Source organism: Streptomyces sp. NPDC005775 (genome assembly GCF_042871565.1).
Classification (GTDB): domain Bacteria; phylum Actinomycetota; class Actinomycetes; order Streptomycetales; family Streptomycetaceae; genus Streptomyces.
Window position 1 is genome coordinate 1 of record NZ_JBIAIU010000029.1, and the last position, 19,630, is coordinate 19,630.

Annotated in this window: 15 protein-coding genes; 4 read left to right on the plus strand and 11 right to left on the minus strand. The window is 70.8% G+C overall.

Annotated elements, in window-relative coordinates; genetic code table 11:
- Window positions 1-136: 136 nt before the first annotated feature.
- Window positions 137-1,450, minus strand: a complete 1,314-nt coding sequence (locus ACFYPA_RS36680) for a DUF4192 domain-containing protein (protein ID WP_359317450.1) — start codon at window positions 1,448-1,450, stop codon at window positions 137-139.
- 285 nt (window positions 1,451-1,735) lie between these two features.
- Window positions 1,736-3,895, minus strand: coding sequence for a RecQ family ATP-dependent DNA helicase (locus ACFYPA_RS36685; RefSeq protein ID WP_389136961.1), 2,160 nt, complete (start codon window positions 3,893-3,895; stop codon window positions 1,736-1,738).
- Between the two features lie 438 nt (window positions 3,896-4,333).
- Between ACFYPA_RS36685 and ACFYPA_RS36690 the strand changes: the two genes are divergently transcribed.
- Complete coding sequence (locus ACFYPA_RS36690; RefSeq protein ID WP_359084780.1) at window positions 4,334-4,963, plus strand: hypothetical protein; 630 nt, start codon at window positions 4,334-4,336, stop codon at window positions 4,961-4,963.
- 70 nt (window positions 4,964-5,033) lie between these two features.
- On the opposite strand, the gene ACFYPA_RS36695 is transcribed toward ACFYPA_RS36690, so the two are convergent.
- From ACFYPA_RS36695 to ACFYPA_RS36705, 3 genes are all read right to left on the minus strand, one after another.
- Window positions 5,034-5,651 carry a hypothetical protein gene (locus ACFYPA_RS36695; protein ID WP_389136964.1) on the minus strand — a complete coding sequence of 206 codons (618 nt, stop codon included), beginning with the start codon at window positions 5,649-5,651 and terminating at the stop codon, window positions 5,034-5,036.
- Between the two features lie 60 nt (window positions 5,652-5,711).
- Window positions 5,712-6,422: a ribonuclease HII gene (locus ACFYPA_RS36700; protein WP_359084784.1), complete on the minus strand. Its 711-nt coding sequence runs from the start codon at window positions 6,420-6,422 to the stop codon at window positions 5,712-5,714.
- Between the two features lie 140 nt (window positions 6,423-6,562).
- Window positions 6,563-7,189: a TetR/AcrR family transcriptional regulator gene (locus ACFYPA_RS36705; protein ID WP_359084786.1), complete on the minus strand. Its 627-nt coding sequence runs from the start codon at window positions 7,187-7,189 to the stop codon at window positions 6,563-6,565.
- A 251-nt stretch (window positions 7,190-7,440) separates the two neighbouring features.
- Here ACFYPA_RS36705 and ACFYPA_RS36710 point away from each other — a divergent pair, with 251 nt between their 5' ends.
- Window positions 7,441-8,994 carry an MFS transporter gene (locus ACFYPA_RS36710; RefSeq protein WP_389136968.1) on the plus strand — a complete coding sequence of 518 codons (1,554 nt, stop codon included), beginning with the start codon at window positions 7,441-7,443 and terminating at the stop codon, window positions 8,992-8,994.
- 154 nt (window positions 8,995-9,148) lie between these two features.
- Here ACFYPA_RS36710 and ACFYPA_RS36715 read toward each other — a convergent pair whose 3' ends face one another.
- From ACFYPA_RS36715 to ACFYPA_RS36730, 4 genes are all read right to left on the minus strand, one after another.
- Entirely contained in the window at window positions 9,149-11,035 is a 1,887-nt protein-coding gene (locus ACFYPA_RS36715; RefSeq protein ID WP_389136971.1) for a DUF4153 domain-containing protein, read from the minus strand.
- Window positions 11,036-11,233: 198 nt separating this feature from the next.
- Entirely contained in the window at window positions 11,234-12,136 is a 903-nt protein-coding gene (locus tag ACFYPA_RS36720) for an ADP-ribosylglycohydrolase family protein (RefSeq protein WP_389136973.1), read from the minus strand.
- 10 nt (window positions 12,137-12,146) lie between these two features.
- Window positions 12,147-12,806: a histidine phosphatase family protein gene (locus ACFYPA_RS36725; protein WP_359084794.1), complete on the minus strand. Its 660-nt coding sequence runs from the start codon at window positions 12,804-12,806 to the stop codon at window positions 12,147-12,149.
- A gap of 81 nt (window positions 12,807-12,887) precedes the next feature.
- Window positions 12,888-13,493 (minus strand): YdbC family protein, encoded by a 606-nt coding sequence (locus ACFYPA_RS36730; protein ID WP_359084796.1) that lies wholly within the window; start codon window positions 13,491-13,493, stop codon window positions 12,888-12,890.
- Window positions 13,494-13,835: 342 nt separating this feature from the next.
- Between ACFYPA_RS36730 and ACFYPA_RS36735 the strand changes: the two genes are divergently transcribed.
- A complete protein-coding gene (locus tag ACFYPA_RS36735; protein WP_359084798.1) occupies window positions 13,836-14,372 on the plus strand; it encodes a TerD family protein in 537 nt (178 codons plus the stop codon).
- A gap of 109 nt (window positions 14,373-14,481) precedes the next feature.
- Here the strand turns inward: ACFYPA_RS36735 and ACFYPA_RS36740 are convergent, their stop codons facing one another.
- Both ACFYPA_RS36740 and nrdR read right to left on the minus strand, forming a co-directional pair.
- Entirely contained in the window at window positions 14,482-17,385 is a 2,904-nt protein-coding gene (locus ACFYPA_RS36740; RefSeq protein ID WP_359084800.1) for a vitamin B12-dependent ribonucleotide reductase, read from the minus strand.
- A gap of 165 nt (window positions 17,386-17,550) precedes the next feature.
- Window positions 17,551-18,063, minus strand: coding sequence for a transcriptional regulator NrdR (gene nrdR, locus ACFYPA_RS36745; RefSeq protein WP_359084802.1), 513 nt, complete (start codon window positions 18,061-18,063; stop codon window positions 17,551-17,553).
- A gap of 598 nt (window positions 18,064-18,661) precedes the next feature.
- On the opposite strand from nrdR, the gene lexA reads away from it, so the two are divergent.
- Complete coding sequence (lexA, locus tag ACFYPA_RS36750) at window positions 18,662-19,456, plus strand: transcriptional repressor LexA (RefSeq protein ID WP_219573501.1); 795 nt, start codon at window positions 18,662-18,664, stop codon at window positions 19,454-19,456.
- Window positions 19,457-19,630: the final 174 nt, after the last annotated feature.

The window sequence follows — 19,630 nt, forward strand, 5'->3', positions numbered from 1 at the left end:
GGGGGTGGGTGTGGGGGGCTTCGTTTTTTATTCGGTGCCTGACTCAAAAAAACCCCGGGGCGGGGGGGGGGGGCGGCGGCGGCGGGGGCCGGGGGGCCGGGGGGGGGCGGCCCCCCCCCCCCCCCCCCCACCACTCTCATCGCCCGGTCCTGGTCCCTCGTCGGCCCTGAGCGCGCGGCTGTCCGACCCGGCGCGCGCCGGACACCGAGCCGGGCCGGGCGGAGCCGGGCCGTGTCCGGCGCCGACCGGCGGCCTGGACGCGCACGGAACGGGCGGAACGGGCCCCCGCGACCCGTCCTCCCGCAGCGTGACCGCGCCGGGCCGTGCGTGTGCCGCGCTCACCGCGCAGGCAGCGCCGAAGCGTCTCCGGGTCGAGGCCCTGATTGCAGGCCTCGTGCAGCAGCTGGGCGAAGGTGTATGCGGGATCCAGGCGCAGGGCGATGCCCAGTGCCACCCTCGCCGCCGGCTCGTCTCCGGTCGACCACGAGACCCAGCCCGCCAGGCTGAGCGGCGCCGCCGCATGCTCCTCGTACGGCGCGACACAGCGGCGCGCCAGCGCCCGCCACAGTCTCAGCGCGGTCTCCGCCTCGGGCCCTTCCATCCACTCCGCGGCCCGGTCCCGGGTCTCCCGGTCCTGGAGACCGAGAATCACCGCGGCCGCCTCCTCGTGGGTGATCAGCCGGTCGTCGTTGAGGTCGGACAGCGAGGGCGTTGCCGCCGGGGACCGTCCCAGGCGCTTCATGAGCTGCCGGGCAAGATCCAGAGTCGTGCCGCCGACCTCCCTGCGGCTCGCCTCATCGAGGAGCTTCGGCACCAGCGCGGACCCTGCCGCGTCCAGAGCCCGCAGCTGCTCCTGCATGGCCGCACTCGGCAGGGGCGCCAGCCGGGCCTCCATCTCGCGCAACGATCCCCGCACCTGAATGCCGGCGTAGGCCGCGGCGGCGGCCATCACGGAGGTCCCGGGCATGGCCAGCGGGTTTCCCTCGGCCGGGCAGCAGCGGGCGTCGGGGCAGACGTAGGACCAGAACCTGTCGCCGGAGATGCAGAGCGCCTCCAGCACCGGTACGTCCAGTGCCCCGCAGGCGGTACGCAGCCGCTGGGCGAAGGGCCGCAGCCGCTCCATGGTCTGATGGCCCGTCTCCCCTTCGGCCGGATCCTGGCAGAGGAAGACCACGATCGCGTCGGGTCGCCCGCCGCGTCGCTCGCTCCCCTTGATCAGGCACTCGGCCAACTGCCCGGCGACCGATGGCCACTCGTGCGCCGACTGCGGGATACCGAGCCTCAGGCGGCCGCCGAATCGACCGCGGCCGCCGTGCAGCGCGACCATGACCACGCTGTCGTTCGGATGGAATCCCATGAGGTACGGGAGGGCGTCGGCCAACTCGGCGGGCCCTCGCAGGGTGATCTGCTGCTCGTCGGACGGTCCGGTGGATTCGTGGTGCTTGTTCATGGGATGACCGTCTCGTAACGGGCGACATTCCGCGACCCCCTGTGGATAAGTTATCCACAGACGGTCACGGGGTGCGTGGTCGCCCCGCGATTACACGGACGCGGACGGCCTGCCGCGGCTGCCCACCAGGGTCCGCGGCCCGCCAGGTCAGGCCGGCTCTGCGAAGCCCACCCCTCGGGTCGTTCCACGCCGCACAACTGGGGCGTCCGGGCCGCCCTCGCAGCGCAGCGACGCATCCGAGCAGCAGCCGGACTCGGCGGACAGCGAGAAGAGCCGCCCGGGCATTCAGCCCGCTGCGGCAAGGACCAGCGGGAGCACCTGCGTACTGCCTGCCTGGCGGAGCAGTCGGGCGACGACCGCGAGGGTCCAGCCGGAGTCCGTGGAGTCGTCCACCAGCAGCACCGGGCCGGGAGAGGCGGCCAGGGCGCCGGCCAGTTCCTCGGAGACGGCGAAGGCGCCGGAGAGTGCCTTGAGGCGCTGCGCGGAGTTGCTGCGGCGAGCCGCGTGGGTGCCGTCCGGGCCGGTGTGCGTCAACGTGCCCAGGAAGGGAAGGCGGCCGATCGCCGCGATGCCCTCGGCCAGTGAACCGACCAGCTGCGGGCGGGTCAGGGACGGCACGGCGACGACTCCCACCGGCCGGTCGATGGCGTCCGGAACGTTCGGGGCCCAGCCGCCCGCGGAGCGAGCCCAGTCGGCGATGACGGCCACCGCGGCCTGGAGCACGTCGTCCGGCACCGGCCCGTCCGGAGCGTTCTCCGAGAGCAGCGGACGCAGCCGGTTGCCCCAGCCGATGTCGGAGAGCCGGCCGAGGGCGCGTCCGGTGGCGCACTGGTCCTTGGCCGGGATACGCCCCTTGAGCTCGACACCGAGCGCGGCCATCCCCGTCGGCCACATCCGGCGCGGCTCGATCTCCACACCGGGGCGGTCCAGTTCCTTCGTCGCCCCCGTCAGCGCCTCCGCCGAGACGGATCGATCGGCCCAGGCTCCCGCGCAGTTGTCGCAGCGACCGCACGGGGCCGCCCCCTCGTCGTCCAGTTGCAGGCGCAGGAACTCCATCCGGCACCGGGAAGTGCTCGCGTAATCGCGCATGGCCTGCTGCTCGGTCGCCCGCTGCTTGGCGACCCACGCGTAGCGCTCCGCCTCGTACACCCACTCGGCTCCCGTGGCCGTCCAGCCGCCCTTGACCCGCTTGACCGCGCCGTCGACGTCCAGCACCTTCAGCATCGACTCCAGGCGGCTGCGGCGGAGGTCCACCGCCGCTTCCAGGGCCGGTACGGACAGGGGCCGCCCGGCACCGGCGAGGGCCGAGAGGGTCTGGCGCACCTGCGTCTCGGGCGGGAACGCCGTATCGGCGAAATAGCGCCAGATGGCCTCGTCCTCCTTGCCCGGCAACAGCAGGACATCGGCATGGGCCACCCCGCGCCCCGCACGCCCCACCTGCTGGTAGTAGGCGATCGGCGAGGAGGGGGACCCCAGATGCACCACGAAACCGAGATCCGGCTTGTCGTAGCCCATGCCCAGCGCCGATGTGGCGACCAGGGCCTTCACCCGGTTCTCCTGCAGATCGATCTCGGCCTGCAGCCTGTCCGCGTTCTCCGTCTTGCCCGTGTACGACGCGACGCGGAAGCCCCGCTGCCGCAGGTAGGCGGTGGCCTCCTCGGCCGCGGCGACCGTGAGCGTGTAGATGATCCCCGAGCCCTGCAGGTCGTCGAGGTGCTCGGCGAGCCAGGCCAGGCGGTGCGCGGCGTCCGGCAGCTGGACCACACCGAGCCGCAGGCTCTCCCTGTCGAGCGGGCCGCGCAGCACCAGGGCCTCGCCGGCGCCGGTACCGAGCTGTTCGGCCACGTCCGCCGTCACGCGCGCGTTGGCGGTCGCGGTGGTGGCCAGCACGGGCACACCGGCGGGCAGCTCGGCCAGCATCGCGCGCAGCCGTCGGTAGTCCGGCCGGAAGTCGTGGCCCCAGTCGGAGATGCAGTGCGCCTCGTCGACCACGAGCAGGCCCGTGGTGGCCGCGAGCCTCGGCAGCACCTGATCACGGAAGTCCACCGAGTTGAGGCGTTCGGGGCTCACCAGGAGGACGTCGGTCTCGCCGCGCTCGACCTCGCCGTAGATCGTCTCCCACTCCTCCGGGTTGGCCGAGTTGATGGTGCGCGCCTGGATGCCCGCCCGCGCGGCCGACTCCACCTGGTTGCGCATCAGCGCCAGCAGCGGCGAGATGATCACCGTGGGGCCGGCGCCACGCCGCCGCAGCAGTGCGGTGGCCACGAAGTAGACCGCGGACTTGCCCCACCCCGTCCGTTGCACCACCAGCGCGCGGCGACGCTCCTGCACCAGGGCGGACACCGCCTGCCACTGGTCCTCCCGCAGCCGTGCCGTGCCCCCGGGGGCACCGACGAGCTCGGCGAGAATGACATCGGCTTCCGTGCGGAGTTCCTGGTTGTCCATGCCCCCATGCAACCCGATGCCTCGGACAATCGACGACTTCACCCCGCGTGACGACCGGCTCACTAGCCGTCCGGCGGGGCATCCGCGGCCGGGGGTGCACGCACCGGACCACCCTGGGAGGCCGGTCTCCGGCCCCGGTCGGCCCGCATCGGTGACGGGCCGGCGGCCGCGGACGGCCGGGGGTGGCGTGTTTCCGCTGGTCCTCGGCGGTTCGGACGTGGCAGGTGGCGTCATCCGTGCCGGAGTGGGCAGGGATATCCGTGTCATACCGGCTGATTACCGTCAGCTGCGCCAATTGCTCGTTGCCGCCCGCCGATACGCCAGGGAGAATTGGAATCGCTCCCCGCACGGTCTTTTCGCGGGCCCGGAAGGGCTGTGCCGCGGCGCGCCCTCACCCGACCCTGCCCGCTTCGTGGGCGCGTATGCGAAGGGAGGACCGTGACCTTCGGATTCGCTCCGTCCGCAGCCACTTCGATGTCGCCTGCCGCCGACTCCACCAACCGACTTGCCCGAACGCTCGAACCGGCCGAGTGGGCGGCGGCGGGCATACCGCTGCTGCGCAGCCCGCGCGAGGTGGTCAGCGGTCTGCACGCAAGGCACCGGCCGAACGCGCAAACCGCGGTCGTCGCGGTGCTCGACCATGAGGAACGCCTGACGGCGAGCGCCTCGTTCGCCCGTCGTTCGGTGACGGCGGACGGCTGGGAGTTCCGTAACGCCCTGCTGGCCCACCTGCGCCGGGTGATCCCGCACGATCTTCGCCGCCGTACTCCCGTCCGCACCGCGGTGCTGCTCTACTGCCGCGAGGGGGACGAGCGTTGGACGGAGGAGGACGGGGCCTGGATGTGGGGACTGCGGGACGCCTGCACCCTGCACGGGCTGCGGTGCGGCGCGTACATCACGCTGACCGGCGGCGGCTGGCAGGTGCTCGGTGAGGGCCGGGGCGGCCGTCGCCCCAACTCCACGTCACAGCCGTCCTCGCTCGCCGACACCGCGCTGGACCAGGAGTCCGGTCCGTCGCGCACGGGCGGGGGCGCGGCCCAGGCGTTGCACCGCACCGCGGCTCGCTGACCCGGCCGCGGAACCCGGCCGCCCTCGCGGGCAGCCGGGTCACCACGGGCCGACAGCAGACGACCGCGGCTCAGACACCCGCGCCGAGCGCCGCGTTGATCCGCTGCGGATCCCCGCAGACGATCAGCAGGGCTCCGGCGCAACGCCGCGCCGCCGTCAGCGCGTTCGCCGCGTCGTCGTCGGCGCCGTTGACCGCGATGATCACCACAGGCCGTGGCTTCACCCGGTCCGCGGCCGCGGTACCGGCGAAGAACACGTCGTCGCCCGCTTCGTGCTGCGCCCAGTAGGCGGCCTCGCCGAAGGAGAGCTCGTGCGTCGCCCACGGGTGCTGCTCACCGGTGGTCAGCACCAGGATGTCGCCGGGTGCGCGGCCGGAGTCGAGCAGCAGGTCCACCGCCTCGTCGGCGGCGTCGAGCGCGCCGTCGGCCGCGGCGGGAATCACCTGGAGCTGGGGTGCGGAACGATTCTCCGGCGGGGCCTCCTGGGGCCGGGCGGAGGTGGATTGCGGGCGCGGCGCCGGGGGCGCGGGCCTCGCGGGGCCGGGACCCGGACGACCGGGGCGCGGCATGGCCGCGGTACGCGGACCGGGTACGGGACGAGGGGTCGACGCGGTGCGGCCGGTGGCCGGAGTGGCGCGGGGACCCTGGACGCTCTCGTGAATCTGAGGCTCCTCGGGGATGAGAGGCATGGGTGGTTGTCTATCAAACGCCGACGCGCATGGCATCAGCGGGTGGGCACATGTGCGCGATCAGAAATCGAAGCCGAGCTGGCCCCCGCTTTCCAGTGCGGCCGCCTCGGCGGAGAAGCGGACCTTCTTGAGGTGCTGCCACCTGGGCAGCGCGTCGAGGTAGGACCACGACAGGCGGTGGTGGGCCGTCGGGCCCAGCTCCTCCAGCGCGGCCCTGTGCACGGGGGACGGGTAGCCGGCGTTGGCGCCGAAGGCGAAGTCCGCGTACTGACCGGAATCCGCACCGAGTTCGGCCATCACGGCGTCCCGGCGGACCTTCGCGATCACCGAGGCCGCGGCGACCGCGACGCAGGACTGGTCACCCTTGATGACCGTACGCACCTGCCAGGGCGTGCCCAGGTAGTCGTGCTTGCCGTCCAGGATCACCGCGTCGGGTCGCACCGGCAGCGCTTCCAGCGCGCGCACGGCGGCGAGGCGGAGCGCGGCGGTCATTCCGAGCTCATCGATCTCCTGGGGTGAGGCGTCGCCGAGGGCGTACGCGGTGACCCAGCGCTCCAGCAGCGGCGCGAGCTCCGCGCGGCGCTTGGGGCTGATCAGCTTGGAGTCGGTGAGTCCGGCGGGAGGCTTGCGGAGGCCGGTGACCGCGGCACACACGGTGACCGGTCCGGCCCACGCTCCGCGTCCGACCTCGTCGACGCCGGCGACGGTCCTGGCACCGGTGGTGGCGCGCAGTGAGCGCTCGACGGTGTGCGTGGGTGGTTCGTACGGCATGGCGCCAGCAAGCGTACGCCGGTGCGAGCGGCGAGAACACCCCGGGGCGCACCCGGGGCGTCTCCGTCGGCACCCGACCACCGGAGGCGGGGCGCCGAGACCTCTCGCACGGGACGTACGACAGGGTTCGGCGCGACGGCTCAGCCGGGGCCGGCCCGGAAGAACGGAACGGCGACCTGATCGATCAGGTCGGCGATGTCCCCGTCCGTCCATTCGCTGCCGCACACCTTGCTGCGATACATCATCATCGCGGGGATGACGTCGAAGGCCAATCCCCGCAGCGCGTCGGCGCGGACCTCGCCACGGTCGACACCCCTGCTCACGACCTCTCGGATGAGGGCGGTCGTCGGACCGATCACACCGCTGAGGATCACCGACTGGAACCGTTCCGCCGTGTCCGCATCGCATTCGTGAAGAACCGCGCGGAGTGCGGAGCCCGACTCGGACAGCATGGCCTCGCGGAGCACGCAGCACAGCTGATAGAGGTCCTCGCGGATGCTCCCGCAGTCCGGCGCGTCGCCGATCGCCGGCAGGGCGCTGCGCAGCGCTTCCGCGACGAGGTCCTCCTTGGAGGGCCATCGCCGGTAGATCGCGGCCTTGCCGGTCCGGGCGCCGGCGGCGACGCCCTCCATCGTCAGTCCGCTCCAGCCGACCGTACTCAGCCGTTCCAGAGCGGCGTCGAGGATCGCGCGTTCCAGCACGGGTCCGCGGCGCCTCAGAGACACCACCGGCTGCCGGGCGGCGGCTGCCGATCGCGAAGTAACCATGAGCTTCTCTCCATCGGAACAGGTCGTACGCCCGGGCGGGCCGACCGGCGCTCGGAACCGGGCGGGCAATGACGGGACGGGCGTCACAACGGTCGGCGCGGGACTGAGCAGGTCCCGGCCGGGACGGTGGATCCGGACGCGGCACGACGACGAAGGATGCAGTGAACGCTTGCGTTCACTGAAGGGGACTCACTAACGTTGACGCGACAGTGAACGGATCCGTTCACTAATTCATTTGTGGGGGACCGATAGTGACAACCTCTCAGTTAGAAGCACGGAGCGCACCGGGCGCGGCACGACGGCAGGGCCGCCCGGGGGTCGCCCTGGCCGTCATCGCCGCTTGTCAGTTGATGGTTGTGCTCGATTCCACGATCGTCAACATCGCCCTCCCGCACATCCAGGATGCACTCAGCTTCTCGACCACCGATCTGTCCTGGGTCCTCAGCGCCTACACGCTCACCTTCGGCGGTCTGCTGCTGCTCGGCGGCCGGGCCGGGGACATCCTGGGCCGCCGCCGCGTCTTCATGACGGGCATCCTGGTCTTCACGCTGGCCTCGCTGCTGGGCGGATTCGCCCAGGAGCCCCGGCAGTTGCTCGCGGCCCGCGCCCTCCAGGGCATCGGCGGCGCCATCGCCTCACCCACCTCGCTGGCGCTGATCACCACAACGTTCCCGGAAGGGCCTGAGCGCAATCGCGCGTTCGGTGTCTTCGCCGCGGTGTCCGCGGGCGGCGGCGCGATCGGCCTGCTGGCGGGCGGGCTGCTCACCGAGTGGCTCGACTGGCGCTGGGTGTTCTTCGTCAACGTGCCGATCGGTGTGCTGATCGCCGTCCTGGCACCGCTGTACATCAACGAGTCCGAGAAGCATCCGGGCCGCTTCGACATCTCGGGCGCCCTGACCTCGACCCTCGGCATGGCATCGCTCGTGTACGGGTTCATCCGAGCCTCCGAGGAGGGCTGGCGGGACTCCGTGACCCTGGCTTCGTTCGGCGCCGCGGTGCTTCTGCTCGCCTCGTTCGTCCTCATCGAGATGCGTGCCAAGGAGCCGATCACTCCCCTGCGGATGTTCGCCGACCGGAACCGTTCGGGTACGTACGTGATCATGCTCAGCCTGGCCGCGGCCATGTTCGGCATGTTCTTCTTCATCGTGCTGTTCGTGCAGAACGTGCTGGCCTACAGCCCCATCGAGTCGGGCCTGGCGTTCTTGCCGGTGACCGTCGCGATCATCGTCGGAGCGGGGCTCTCGCAGCGGTTCCTTCCGGTGCTCGGACCGAAGCCGTTCATGGTCACGGGCTCGGCGTTCAGCGGCGTGGGGCTGGTCTGGCTCACGTTCATCTCCCCCGACAGCTCCTACCTGTCCGGGGTCCTGGGTCCGATGCTCGTGTTCGGTTTCGGCATGGGTCTGAACTTCGTCACCCTCACGCTGACCGCGGTCTCCGGAGTCGCGCAGCACGAGGCCGGGGCCGCCTCCAGCCTTCTCAACGCCAGCCAGCAGGTGGGCGGTTCGCTGGGCCTCTCCATCCTGGTCACCGTCTTCGGTACGGCGAGCCGCAACGAGGCGGAGAAGCAGGTTCCGCAATTCCTGGCGCAGGCGTCACCGGAGCAGAAGGCGGAGTTCGCCAAGACGCGGGAGCTTCCCGGGAGCTGGGGCCACGAGGTGCTCTCCCAGGGCATCTCGACCGCGTTCCTCGCCGCGGTGGCCATGGCGGGCCTCGCCCTGCTGACGGCGCTGCTGGTCATCCGGGTGCGCAAGAGCGATCTGGAGGCGCTGAGCGGAAAGGCGGCGGCGGGAGGGCCGGCCGCTTAGCGTGCGGACGGCCGCCACGCAGAGGCTCGCGGGCGGGGACCACGAACGAGTCCCTGCGCGCCCGGGAGCAACGCCCACGAAAGCCGTACACACGAACGGAAGCGGGCCGCCCCGAGGGGACGGCCCGCTTCCGGTGCGGTGCGTGCGACGCCGTTCAGTACGGGTCGTAGGGGTCGTACGGATCGTCCACGTCGCCGCGGTCGCTCCCGTTGTCCCCCGCCCCGAGCCCGCGGCAGTCGCGCGTACGGTAGCCGGGGTCCCAGTCGCCGAGGATGTCCCGAGCCCTCGCCTCACCCCAACTCGTCGCGTACCACGGTTCGTCCGAGTCCCGCAGCGACCGCTGGATCTCCTCCAGGGCGCATGAGCGCAGGGGCTCCGGAAGGGTGTCGAGGGCCGGTACGGCATCGGCCGAGAGGCCGCGGAGGTACGCGATGTCGATCGAGCGGTGGCGGTTGTAGCGATCGACGTTCTGTTCCGCGATCAGGCCGTCCGGCGAGATGAGTCCGAACACCAGGACGCCGACGGCCGCGCTCGCCGCGACGGCGCGCGGCAGCATCTTCGCGCCGAAGACACCGGCCGCCATGATCAGTACGAGAACGACGCCCAGCCACAGTTCGACCGCCGCCACGGAGATCCGCAGCCGGGTCAGCCCGTACGCGTCGACGTAGAGGTCCATGCGTCGCAGCGCGGAGGCGACGACGACGAGCGTGAGCAGGCACAGGGTGCCGAGTACGCCGCGTACGAGCGTACGGTCACGTGCTCCGCCGCGCGGCGCCCAGCGCAGGGCGAGCGCGATCACCAGCAGGGTGAGCAGGGTGGCCCAGAGCAGCTGCCAGAACCCCTCGCGGGCGTACTGGGAGTAGCTGAGGTCGGTCTCGGCCATCACCTTGTCGTACCCGCCGAGCAGCACCGTGAGCTGAATGGCGAGGAAGGCGGCGAAGAGCAGGTTCAGGACGACGAGCGGCAGCGCCCATTCCAGACGCCCGCGCGCCTGGCCCGGACGCACCGTCAAACCGTCCCAGCGCACGGGGGCGGCAGCGGTGTACGCGGCGGCGAGCGCACCGACGAGGCCCACCACGCCGAGGAAGAACCGCCACGGGCTGTCACCGATGGACACATCGGGCATCAGGCTGCCGAGCACATCGGCGAACGCGGCGTCGGCACTCGCGAAGAGCGCCCCGAACACGATGAGCAGGACGACGGCGACGACCGCGGACCGGAAGACCACGCCCCAGCGGCCCCGGGAGCCCGCCATCCGGTCCCGTATCCCGCGGACGCCCCAGCCCAGTGATTCGGCGACGGATGTCAGCAGCCCCAGCGAACCGAGGAACACTCCGAGCCAGCTGCGGCTGCCGTGCAGCGCGAGGGAGCCGAGCGCGAAGGCGGACACGATGGCGAGCAGTGTCGGCCAGCCGGCGTCGCGGAGTGCCGGGACGGCGAGCAGGGCCATTCCGCCGACCGCCCAGACAGCCGTCCAGGGGCGCAGTCGGCGGGACGCGCCGCGGGCGGCGAACCAGGCCGCGAGTGCGGCGGGGACCGCCACGAAAAGCAGATTCAGGCCGATGCCGTCGCCGAGCAGCAGGGCGCTGAGCAGTCCGGTCGCGAGTACGGCCCACAGCGTGGCGCCCGGAACGGCTCCCGGCTTGACCGGGCGGAGCCGCGAGAGCTCCGAAGGCGTCTGCTTGGACTGCCCCCATGGACCGGGCTGCGACGCCCGCGCCTGCTGCGCGTAGGCCGGAACCTTCGGCGGCTGTGGTCCGGTGTCGCGCGGTGGCGGGACCACGGGTGTCCCCGGACCCTCCACGTGCGCGGGCGGCTGCGGGGCCGCAGCGGGCGGACCCGCCGTGCCGGCCGGCGTCGCAGCCGGTGCCGAGGTCTCCCCGGATACCGGAACGGTCACAGCCTTCGGCACCGGCTGGGACGTTCCGGACGGCTCCGCCGCTCCCGCCGCCGGTGCTTCTGGTGCCTGTGTTGCTTCTGTTGCTTCGGTTGTCTCCGGCGCACGCTCCGGCCGGGGTGCTTCTGGCGTGTGATCTGGCACGGGACCCCTCCCCCACCGGGGTCCGCTCGCGCGAGCCCTGGGCAGCGCGGCCCCCCGGCGTCTCATTCGGTGCACACCCGTCGTGATGATCACCGCGGGCGGCGTGGCCGAAAGAGTAACCCCCTGTGACGGCGACCGGCCGCACGGGGCAAGGCTGTGGCAGTTCCGTGACAGTCGGGCGCGGACAGCGGCGTCGTCCTACCGGATCGCCTTCATCCAGTCGGGCAGCTTCTCCGTCCGAGCCGTCCACTCCGTCGGTGGCGCACCCGCCGCGCCCGCCGCGACCACTCCGCCGACGATCGCGCAGGTCGTGTCGACATCACCGCCGGCCTGAGCGGTCACCCAGAAGGCCTGCTCGAAATCGCCGAGGTTCCGTGCCGCGGACCAGAGGGCGAAGGGGACGGTGTCGTGCGCGCTCGTACGGCGCCCGTTGCCGAGGACCGCGGCAACCGTGCCCGCGTCCTCGTAGTCCAGCATGTCGCGTGCCCTGCGCAGTCCGGCGCCGACCGCGCTGCGCGGCACGAGCGCGATCACGCCGTCGAGGAGGTCCCCCGGTGTGGGCGGGCCGGTGGGCGAGGCCGCGAGCGAGGCGGCTGCCGCGACCGCCATCGCGCCGACGACGGCTTCCCGGTGCTGGTGCGTGGTGTACGAGGAGATCTCGGCCTGATGCGTGGCCTGCTCGGGATCGTCCGCGTACCAGGCACCGAGCGGGGCGATGCGCATCGACGAGCCATTGCCCCAGGAGCCCTGCCCCTGGAAGAGCGCGGAGGCCAGCTCACGCCAGTCGCCGCCCTCCCGGACCAGCCTGAGCAGGCGGTTCACGGCGGGGCCGTATCCCCGGTCGAAGTCGTGGTGCACCGCGAAGGAGCGGGCGAGGGCGTCCTGGTCGATACGGCCGTGCTCATCCAGCACGGCCAGCACCGAGGCGGCCATCTCGGTGTCATCGGTCCACTGCCACGGCCCGGGGGGCAGGGCGCGGTCCTTCAGGAGCGGATAGTAGGCGGGCACGAAGAACTGGGAGCCCAGGGCGTCCCCCACGGAGAGGCCACGCAGGCTGGCAAGGGCGCGTTCGAAGCGCTGGTCGGAAGCGGATCGGGTCATCGCTTCCACTCTATCCGGTGATGCCGTACGGCTCAGGGGTGCGCCACCGTTCGAACGGCCTGTCCAGCGTGTAGCGACCGTCCTTGCCGAGTACCAGCGTCCGGGATTCCCCGTTGCACGGGTTGGAGAGCGATTCGAATTCGGCCACGGACCAGTGGAACCACCGCATGCAGAAGAGCCGCATGGTCAGTCCGTGGGTGACCAGCAGGACGTTCTGCGGGTGGTCGGGGTCCTCGAAGCTCCGGTACAGGCTCTCCAGGAACGCGCCCACCCGGTCGTACACATCCGCACCGGACTCGCCCTGCGCGAAGCGGTAGAAGAAGTGACCATAGGCGTCCCGGTACGCCTTCTGGAGGCGCACGTCGTCCCGGTCCTGCCAGTTCCCCCAGTCCTGCTCGCGCAGCCGGGGCTCCTCGCGCACCCGGACGTTTTCGAGATCCAGCCCGAGGGACCTGAACGTCTCGTGCGTCCGGCGGTAGGGCGAGACGTACACGCTGACCCGCTCCCCCTCGAAGAGCTCGCGCAGCCGCGCCCCCGTCTCACGGGACTGCCGCAGTCCGGTCGGGGTGAGCCTCAGTGCGTGGTCGGGCTCGCGCTCGTACACGGTGTCGTCGGCGTTGCCCTCGGACTCACCGTGCCTGACGAGGACAATGCGTTGCGGTCTTGCCATGTACCGACCCTAGGGCCTTTCGAGCAATTGTCCGGAACCCGACGGTGGCGTCGCCGGTGAAAACAGTGGCGGCCCGGTCGGTCACACGGTCCACGCCGGTTCGAGCTGCACGACGTCACCGGTCAGCGACACCACGTCGTCCTCGGTCTGCGCCCGTTGCGAGAGCCGTTCGGCACTGGCCGGCCGGTACTTGCCGCGCTCGGCGCTCGACTGCCACATCGACAGGACCAGGAACTCGTGCCCGGGCGCCTCCCCGAACACGCCGCGCAGCATCCCGGGGGATCCGGCCATCGCCGGATTCCACACTCGCTGCTGCATCAGCGCGAAGTGCTCGACCCGCTCCTCGTGCACCCTGCTGTGCGCCACCCTGACCACGTCCGCGTCCGTGAAGTGGGGCTCGAAGCCGGTCTTCACGTCGAAGCGGTACTCGAACAGCTTGACCTGGATGTCGTTGCACGTTCCGGCCTGCGCGGCGGCCAGGGCGTCGTGCCCCCGCGCCATGAAGGAGTCGTAGAAGACCCTGTTCTCCCAGAACGCGAAGACATGGGCCACCTCGGGCCGGCCGCGGCTCCAGCCGCCGCCCTGGCCCCTGAACCCCGGCTCACCCAGCAGCCCCGCCCACTTGCGCTGCCCCCGCTCGAAACCGCGACGGTCCCCCACACTGCAGCGAATCCACTTGACCAGCACTGCTCCATCGTACGGGTGACGGACGTGGCGTGGGTCACGCTCCGACGGAGTGCATCAGAACCGGTCACGGGTGATCGCACAATGATCACCATGCCCTCGTCGCACACCAACCCGCTGTTCGACCGCCTCGATTCGGCGGAACGGATCCTCGTAGCCGGGGCGGGCGGAGCAGGTACGGACGTCCTGATGCGGGGCGACGAGTCCGGAATGAGAGACGCGATCCCCCCGCCGTGGCCCGATTACGCCCCTCGCCCCCGAGCCGGGGTTGGTTCCACGGCCCGTTGGGGACACGACCGGGTGATAGAACCGGACCGACGGCCCCGCGCGAAGGAGCGAAGTCCGATGAGCACTCCCAACAAGGACATCGAGAAGGTCGAGGTCAGGGTCAAATGGGATCCCAGCCCTCACGGCGAGCCCGCCAACGACCTCGACATCATGGCGGCTACCTATCCGGCCGAGGAGCCGTACGGCGACCCCGCGTACCTCGTGCACTTCGACAGCCGCGCACCGGACGGCACCATCACGCTCAACCGCGACAGCAGGACCGGTCAGGGACTCGGCTACGACGAGGTCATGACGCTGGAGCTGGACCGGCTCTCGGAGGCGTACTCCCGGGTCGTCGTCGGCGTCGCCATACAGCAGCGCGACGGCCACAAGACGTTCGGGTCGATAGAGAGCACCTTCGTGCAGATCCGTGAGGGGTACACCGTCCTCGCCGAAGCCGACTTCTCGACGGTACCCGCGGCGACGGCGGCCGTCGTCGCCGAGTTCGTGCGGGACTCCTCCGGGGTCTGGCGGTTCCACGACGCGGTGCGGGGGTTCGACGGGGACGCCGACGCGTTCGCCGCGGCGATGGGGAGCCGTCCGTCCGGGGAGTGACACAGCCGCGCGTGACACAGCCGAAGGGGGCGGGCAGGAACTCCGTGATCGGAGTCCTGCCCGCCCCCTTCGGTCTGGGCCCTGGCCCCTCCCGGGGCGTCCGGTCCGGTCAGCTGCAACCGCTGGTCGAGCCGCAGCCCTCGCAGATGTAGCAGGAACCGGCGCGCTGCATCTTCGTACCGCAGGAGAAGCAGAGCGGGGCGTCGGCGCTGATGCCGAGCTGCATCTCGACGAGCTCCGCCGAGGTGTGAGCCGTCTTCGGAGCCGGCGTGCCGGCCTCCTCGACGGTGGCGACCGCCTTCAGCGGCTCCGGCCGTGCGGCCGGGGCGGGCTGGACCAGGTTCTCGGCCTCCAGCTGCTCCTCCTCGAACGACGGCTCGTAGGAGCCGGTGTCGAGGTGGCGCTGACGCTCCTCGGCGGAGTGGATGCCGAGGGCCGAGCGGGTCTCGAAGGGCAGGAAGTCCAGCGCCAGGCGGCGGAAGATGTAGTCGACGATCGACTGCGCCATCCGCACGTCCGGGTCGTCCGTCATGCCGGCCGGCTCGAAGCGCATGTTGGTGAACTTCGAGACGTACGTCTCCAGCGGGACGCCGTACTGCAGACCGACCGAGACGGCGATGGAGAAGGCGTCCATCATGCCCGCGAGGGTCGAGCCCTGCTTGGACATCTTCAGGAAGACCTCACCGAGACCGTCGTCCGGGTAGGAGTTGGCGGTCATGTAACCCTCGGCGCCGCCCACCGTGAAGGAGGTGGTGATGCCGGGACGGCCCTTGGGCAGACGCTTGCGGACCGGGCGGTACTCGACGACCTTCTCGACCGCGGTACGGATGGTGTCCTCGGCCTTGGCCGTGACGGCCTCCTTCTCCTTCTCCTTGGTCTTCGCGGAGAGGGGCTGGCCGACCTTGCAGTTGTCGCGGTAGATCGCGAGCGCCTTGACGCCCATCTTCCACGCCTCGAAGTAGACCTCTTCGACGTCCTCGACGGTGGCCGTCTCCGGCAGGTTCACCGTCTTGGAGAGTGCGCCGGAGATCCACGGCTGGATGGCCGCCATCATGCGCACGTGGCCCATCGCGGAGATGGAACGCTCGCCCATCGCGCAGTCGAAGACCTCGTAGTGCTCGGTCTTCAGGCCGGGGGCGTCGATCACGTTGCCGTTCTCGGCGATGTGGGCGACGACCGCCTCGATCTGCTCCTCCTGGTAGCCCAGGCGACGCAGCGCCTGCGGCACGGTGCCGTTGACGATCTGCATCGAGCCGCCGCCGACCAGCTTCTTGAACTTGACCAGGGCGAGGTCGGGCTCCAGGCCGGTGGTGTCGCAGGACATCGCGAGACCGATGGTGCCGGTGGGTGCGATGACCGACGCCTGCGCGTTACGGAAACCGTTCTTCGCGCCGAGACGGATGACGTCCTGCCATGCCTCCGTAGCGGCGGCCCAGATCGGGTTGTCCAGGTCGTCGGCGTGCACGGCCACGGCGTTGGCGTCGGCGTGCTGCTTCATGACGCGCTGGTGCGGCTCGGCATTGCGGGCGTAGCCGTCGTACGGGCCGACGACCTCGGCCAGCTCGGCGGAGCGCCGGTACGAGGTACCGGTCATCAGCGAGGTGATGGCGCCGGCGAGGGCGCGACCGCCGTCACTGTCGTACGCGTGGCCGGTCGCCATCAGCAGGGCGCCGAGGTTGGCGTAGCCGATGCCCAGCTGACGGTAGGCGCGGGTGTTCTCGCCGATCTTCTCGGTCGGGAAGTCGGCGAAGCAGATGGAGATGTCCATCGCGGTGATGACCAGCTCGACGACCTTGGCGAAGCGCTCGGACTCGAAGGACTGCTTGCCCTTGCCGTCGTCCTTGAGGAACTTCATCAGGTTCAGCGAGGCGAGGTTGCACGAGGTGTTGTCCAGGTGCATGTACTCGCTGCACGGGTTCGAGCCGTTGATCCGGCCGGACTCGGGGCAGGTGTGCCACTGGTTGATCGTGTCGTCGTACTGGATGCCGGGGTCGGCACAGGCCCAGGCCGCCTCGGCCATCTTGCGGAAGAGGGACTTGGCCTCGACCTCTTCGATGACGTCGCCGGTCATCCGGGCGCGCAGCCCGAACTTCGACCCGGACTCGACGGCCTTCATGAACTCGTCGTTGACCCGGACCGAGTTGTTGGCGTTCTGGTACTGGACGGACGTGATGTCGTCGCCGCCCAGGTCCATGTCGAAGCCCGCGTCACGCAGGGCGCGGATCTTCTCCTCCTCCTTCACCTTGGTCTCGATGAAGTTCTCGATGTCGGGGTGGTCGACGTCGAGGATGACCATCTTGGCCGCACGGCGGGTGGCACCACCGGACTTGATCGTTCCGGCGGACGCGTCGGCGCCGCGCATGAAGGAGACCGGTCCGGAGGCGTTGCCGCCCGAGGAGAGGAGTTCCTTGGAGGAGCGGATGCGGGAGAGGTTCAGGCCGGCACCGGAGCCGCCCTTGAAGATCATCCCCTCTTCCTTGTACCAGTCGAGGATCGACTCCATGGAGTCGTCGACGGCCAGGATGAAGCAGGCGGAGACCTGCTGCGGCTGGGGTGTGCCGACGTTGAACCAGACCGGGGAGTTGAAGCTGAAGATCTGGTGCAGGAGGGCGTACGCCAGCTCGTGCTCGAAGATCTCGGCGTCCGCGGGAGAGGCGAAGTAGTTGTAGTCCTCGCCGGCCTTCCGGTACGTCTTCACGATCCGGTCGATCAGCTGTCGCAGACCGGTCTCGCGCTGGGGGGTGCCGACGGCCCCGCGGAAGTACTTGCTGGTGACGATGTTGACCGCGTTCACCGACCAGAAGTCGGGGAACTCGACGCCACGCTGCTCGAAGTTGATCGAGCCGTCGCGCCAGTTGGTCATGACGACGTCACGGCGCTCCCACGCCACCTCGTCGTACGGATGCACGCCGGGAGTGGTGTGGATGCGCTCGATACGCAGGCCCTGCTTGGTCGCAGTCGACTTGGTCCCCTTGCGGGCACCTCGTGCCGGGCCGCTCGCCGTCTCTGTCATGCCGCCTCCCATATGTGGGCAAAAACGCCCTGAAGTGCCGAGAACTTCCCCGGGCACAGTGTGTGTCTGATGCTTCGGACGCCGCGTACGTCATGCGCCGTCCGGAGCAGGTCCTGGTGCCGGCCCGCAGCCGATCCTCGGATCGGTGGGGCCGACGGGTGCCGCTCAGTCGGCGGCGACGGCGGGAACGGGGACCTCAAGGGTCTCGCCGGTCCCGCATCCTTGTACGGGAGGCCGCTGCTCGCGGAGTTCCACGATGGCGGCCTCGAAGTCCTCGAGGCTGTTGAAGGCCCGGTAGACGGACGCGAACCGCAGGTAGGCGACGAGGTCGAGTTCCTGCAGGGGGCCGAGGATGGCCAGACCCACGTCGTGAGTGGTCAGCTCGGCGCTGCCGGTGGCGCGCACCGCCTCCTCGACCCGCTGGCCGAGTTTGGCGAGGGCGTCCTCGGTGACCGGCCGCCCCTGACATGCCTTGCGCACGCCGGAGATGACCTTGGTACGACTGAAGGGCTCGGTGACACCGCTGCGCTTGACGACCATGAGCGAGCAGGTCTCCACCGTCGTGAAACGGCGGGAGCAGTCGGGGCACTGGCGACGCCGTCGGATCGAGGTCCCGTCGTCGGTGGTGCGACTGTCGACGACCCGGCTGTCGGGGTGCCTGCAGAAGGGGCAGTGCATGGCTCCCAACCCTCCTTCACAGCGCGACTGAATAGCCTCTTCAGGCCCGGTGAGGGGCCTTCGAAGCGGTCTCAAGCATAGGCGATGACCACACCCCCGAATGACGGGGACCACAACTTCTGGGTGGCTGTAGCAATCCAACCACTAGATCTTGGGTTTGGCCGCGCATTTGGCCCTAGCGCGTGTCGCGCACCGAGGCGGCCGGGAGGCAGCGTACGACCGACCACGAGGGTACGGGAAGCGGGGCGCGTCACCGAGTCCGGGGCGACCGCTTCCGGGCCACGCGGGCGGCACCTTCCGGGCCACGCGCACGGCACGCGGGCCGTCCTCCCGGACACCTCGGACGGCCCGGAGAACGCCCCCGCGCGCCTGCGCCGCGAGCGCGGACGGTAGCGTCAGGGTCCGCATGGCCGGTCGGCCCGCGCCATCAGGCCGGGGCACCGGCCCGATGGCGGACGTCTCCCCGGCCTCGCTCATACACCCGGCAGTGAACACTCGGCTGACTTTTATTCGTTTTTCACTCGAACGTGTGTTTGGCGCAACCTTTCGAAAGCTACTACCGTTGTGCAGCTAGGGAGACCATTCGAGAGGGGCCGACGTGACCACCACCGCAGACAGTGCCATCATCACTGCCCAGGACCGCTCCCAGAGCCGACTCGAGCCGGTGCATGCCATGAATGACTCAGTCACGAACACGGAGGGCCCGGAGCCCGCGCGCCCAGCACGCTCGTTGCCCGGACGACCTCCTGGAATCCGGGCGGACAGCTCGGGGCTCACGGACCGGCAGCGGCGCGTGATCGAGGTCATCCGCGACTCCGTACAGCGGCGGGGGTACCCCCCGTCGATGCGGGAGATCGGGCAGGCGGTGGGCCTTTCCAGCACGTCCTCCGTCGCACACCAGCTGATGGCTCTGGAGCGCAAGGGCTTCCTCCGCCGCGACCCCCACCGCCCCCGGGCGTACGAGGTGCGCGGTTCGGACCAGCCCAGCACACAGCCCACGGACACCACCGGGAAGCCCGCGGCGTCGTACGTGCCGCTGGTCGGCCGGATCGCGGCCGGTGGGCCGATCCTCGCCGAGGAGTCGGTCGAGGACGTGTTCCCCCTCCCCCGCCAGCTGGTCGGGGACGGCGAGCTCTTCGTGCTGAAGGTCGTCGGTGACTCGATGATCGAAGCGGCGATCTGTGACGGGGACTGGGTCACCGTACGACGTCAGCCCGTGGCGGAGAACGGCGACATCGTGGCGGCCATGCTGGACGGCGAGGCCACGGTCAAGCGCTTCAAGCGCGAGGACGGTCATGTGTGGCTGCTCCCGCACAACTCCGCGTACCAGCCGATCCCCGGCGACGAGGCGACGATCCTCGGCAAGGTCGTGGCGGTCCTCCGGCGGGTGTGAAGCCCCGCCGTGTGTCCCACGGGGCCCCTGGATCCGCGGTACGGATCCGGGGGCCCCCGCCGGGGGGGCCCCCCCGGGGGCCCCCCGCCCCCCCCGCCGGGGGCGGGGGCCCCCCCGGGCGCGCGGGGGGGGCGCGGGGGGGGGGGGTGGGGGGGCGGGGTGTGCCGGACTGGG

Coding starts and splice junctions, on each gene's coding strand:
- ACFYPA_RS36700 (WP_359084784.1), bottom strand. CDS start 6,422: ATGCCGTACGAACCACCCACGCACACCGTCGAGCGCTCACTGCGCGCC.
- ACFYPA_RS36725 (WP_359084794.1), bottom strand. CDS start 12,806: ATGGCAAGACCGCAACGCATTGTCCTCGTCAGGCACGGTGAGTCCGAG.
- ACFYPA_RS36680 (WP_359317450.1), bottom strand. CDS start 1,450: ATGAACAAGCACCACGAATCCACCGGACCGTCCGACGAGCAGCAGATC.
- ACFYPA_RS36705 (WP_359084786.1), bottom strand. CDS start 7,189: ATGGTTACTTCGCGATCGGCAGCCGCCGCCCGGCAGCCGGTGGTGTCT.
- ACFYPA_RS36740 (WP_359084800.1), bottom strand. CDS start 17,385: ATGACAGAGACGGCGAGCGGCCCGGCACGAGGTGCCCGCAAGGGGACC.
- ACFYPA_RS36720 (WP_389136973.1), bottom strand. CDS start 12,136: ATGACCCGATCCGCTTCCGACCAGCGCTTCGAACGCGCCCTTGCCAGC.
- ACFYPA_RS36695 (WP_389136964.1), bottom strand. CDS start 5,651: ATGCCTCTCATCCCCGAGGAGCCTCAGATTCACGAGAGCGTCCAGGGT.
- nrdR (WP_359084802.1), bottom strand. CDS start 18,063: ATGCACTGCCCCTTCTGCAGGCACCCCGACAGCCGGGTCGTCGACAGT.
- ACFYPA_RS36685 (WP_389136961.1), bottom strand. CDS start 3,895: ATGGACAACCAGGAACTCCGCACGGAAGCCGATGTCATTCTCGCCGAG.
- ACFYPA_RS36735 (WP_359084798.1), top strand. CDS start 13,836: ATGAGCACTCCCAACAAGGACATCGAGAAGGTCGAGGTCAGGGTCAAA.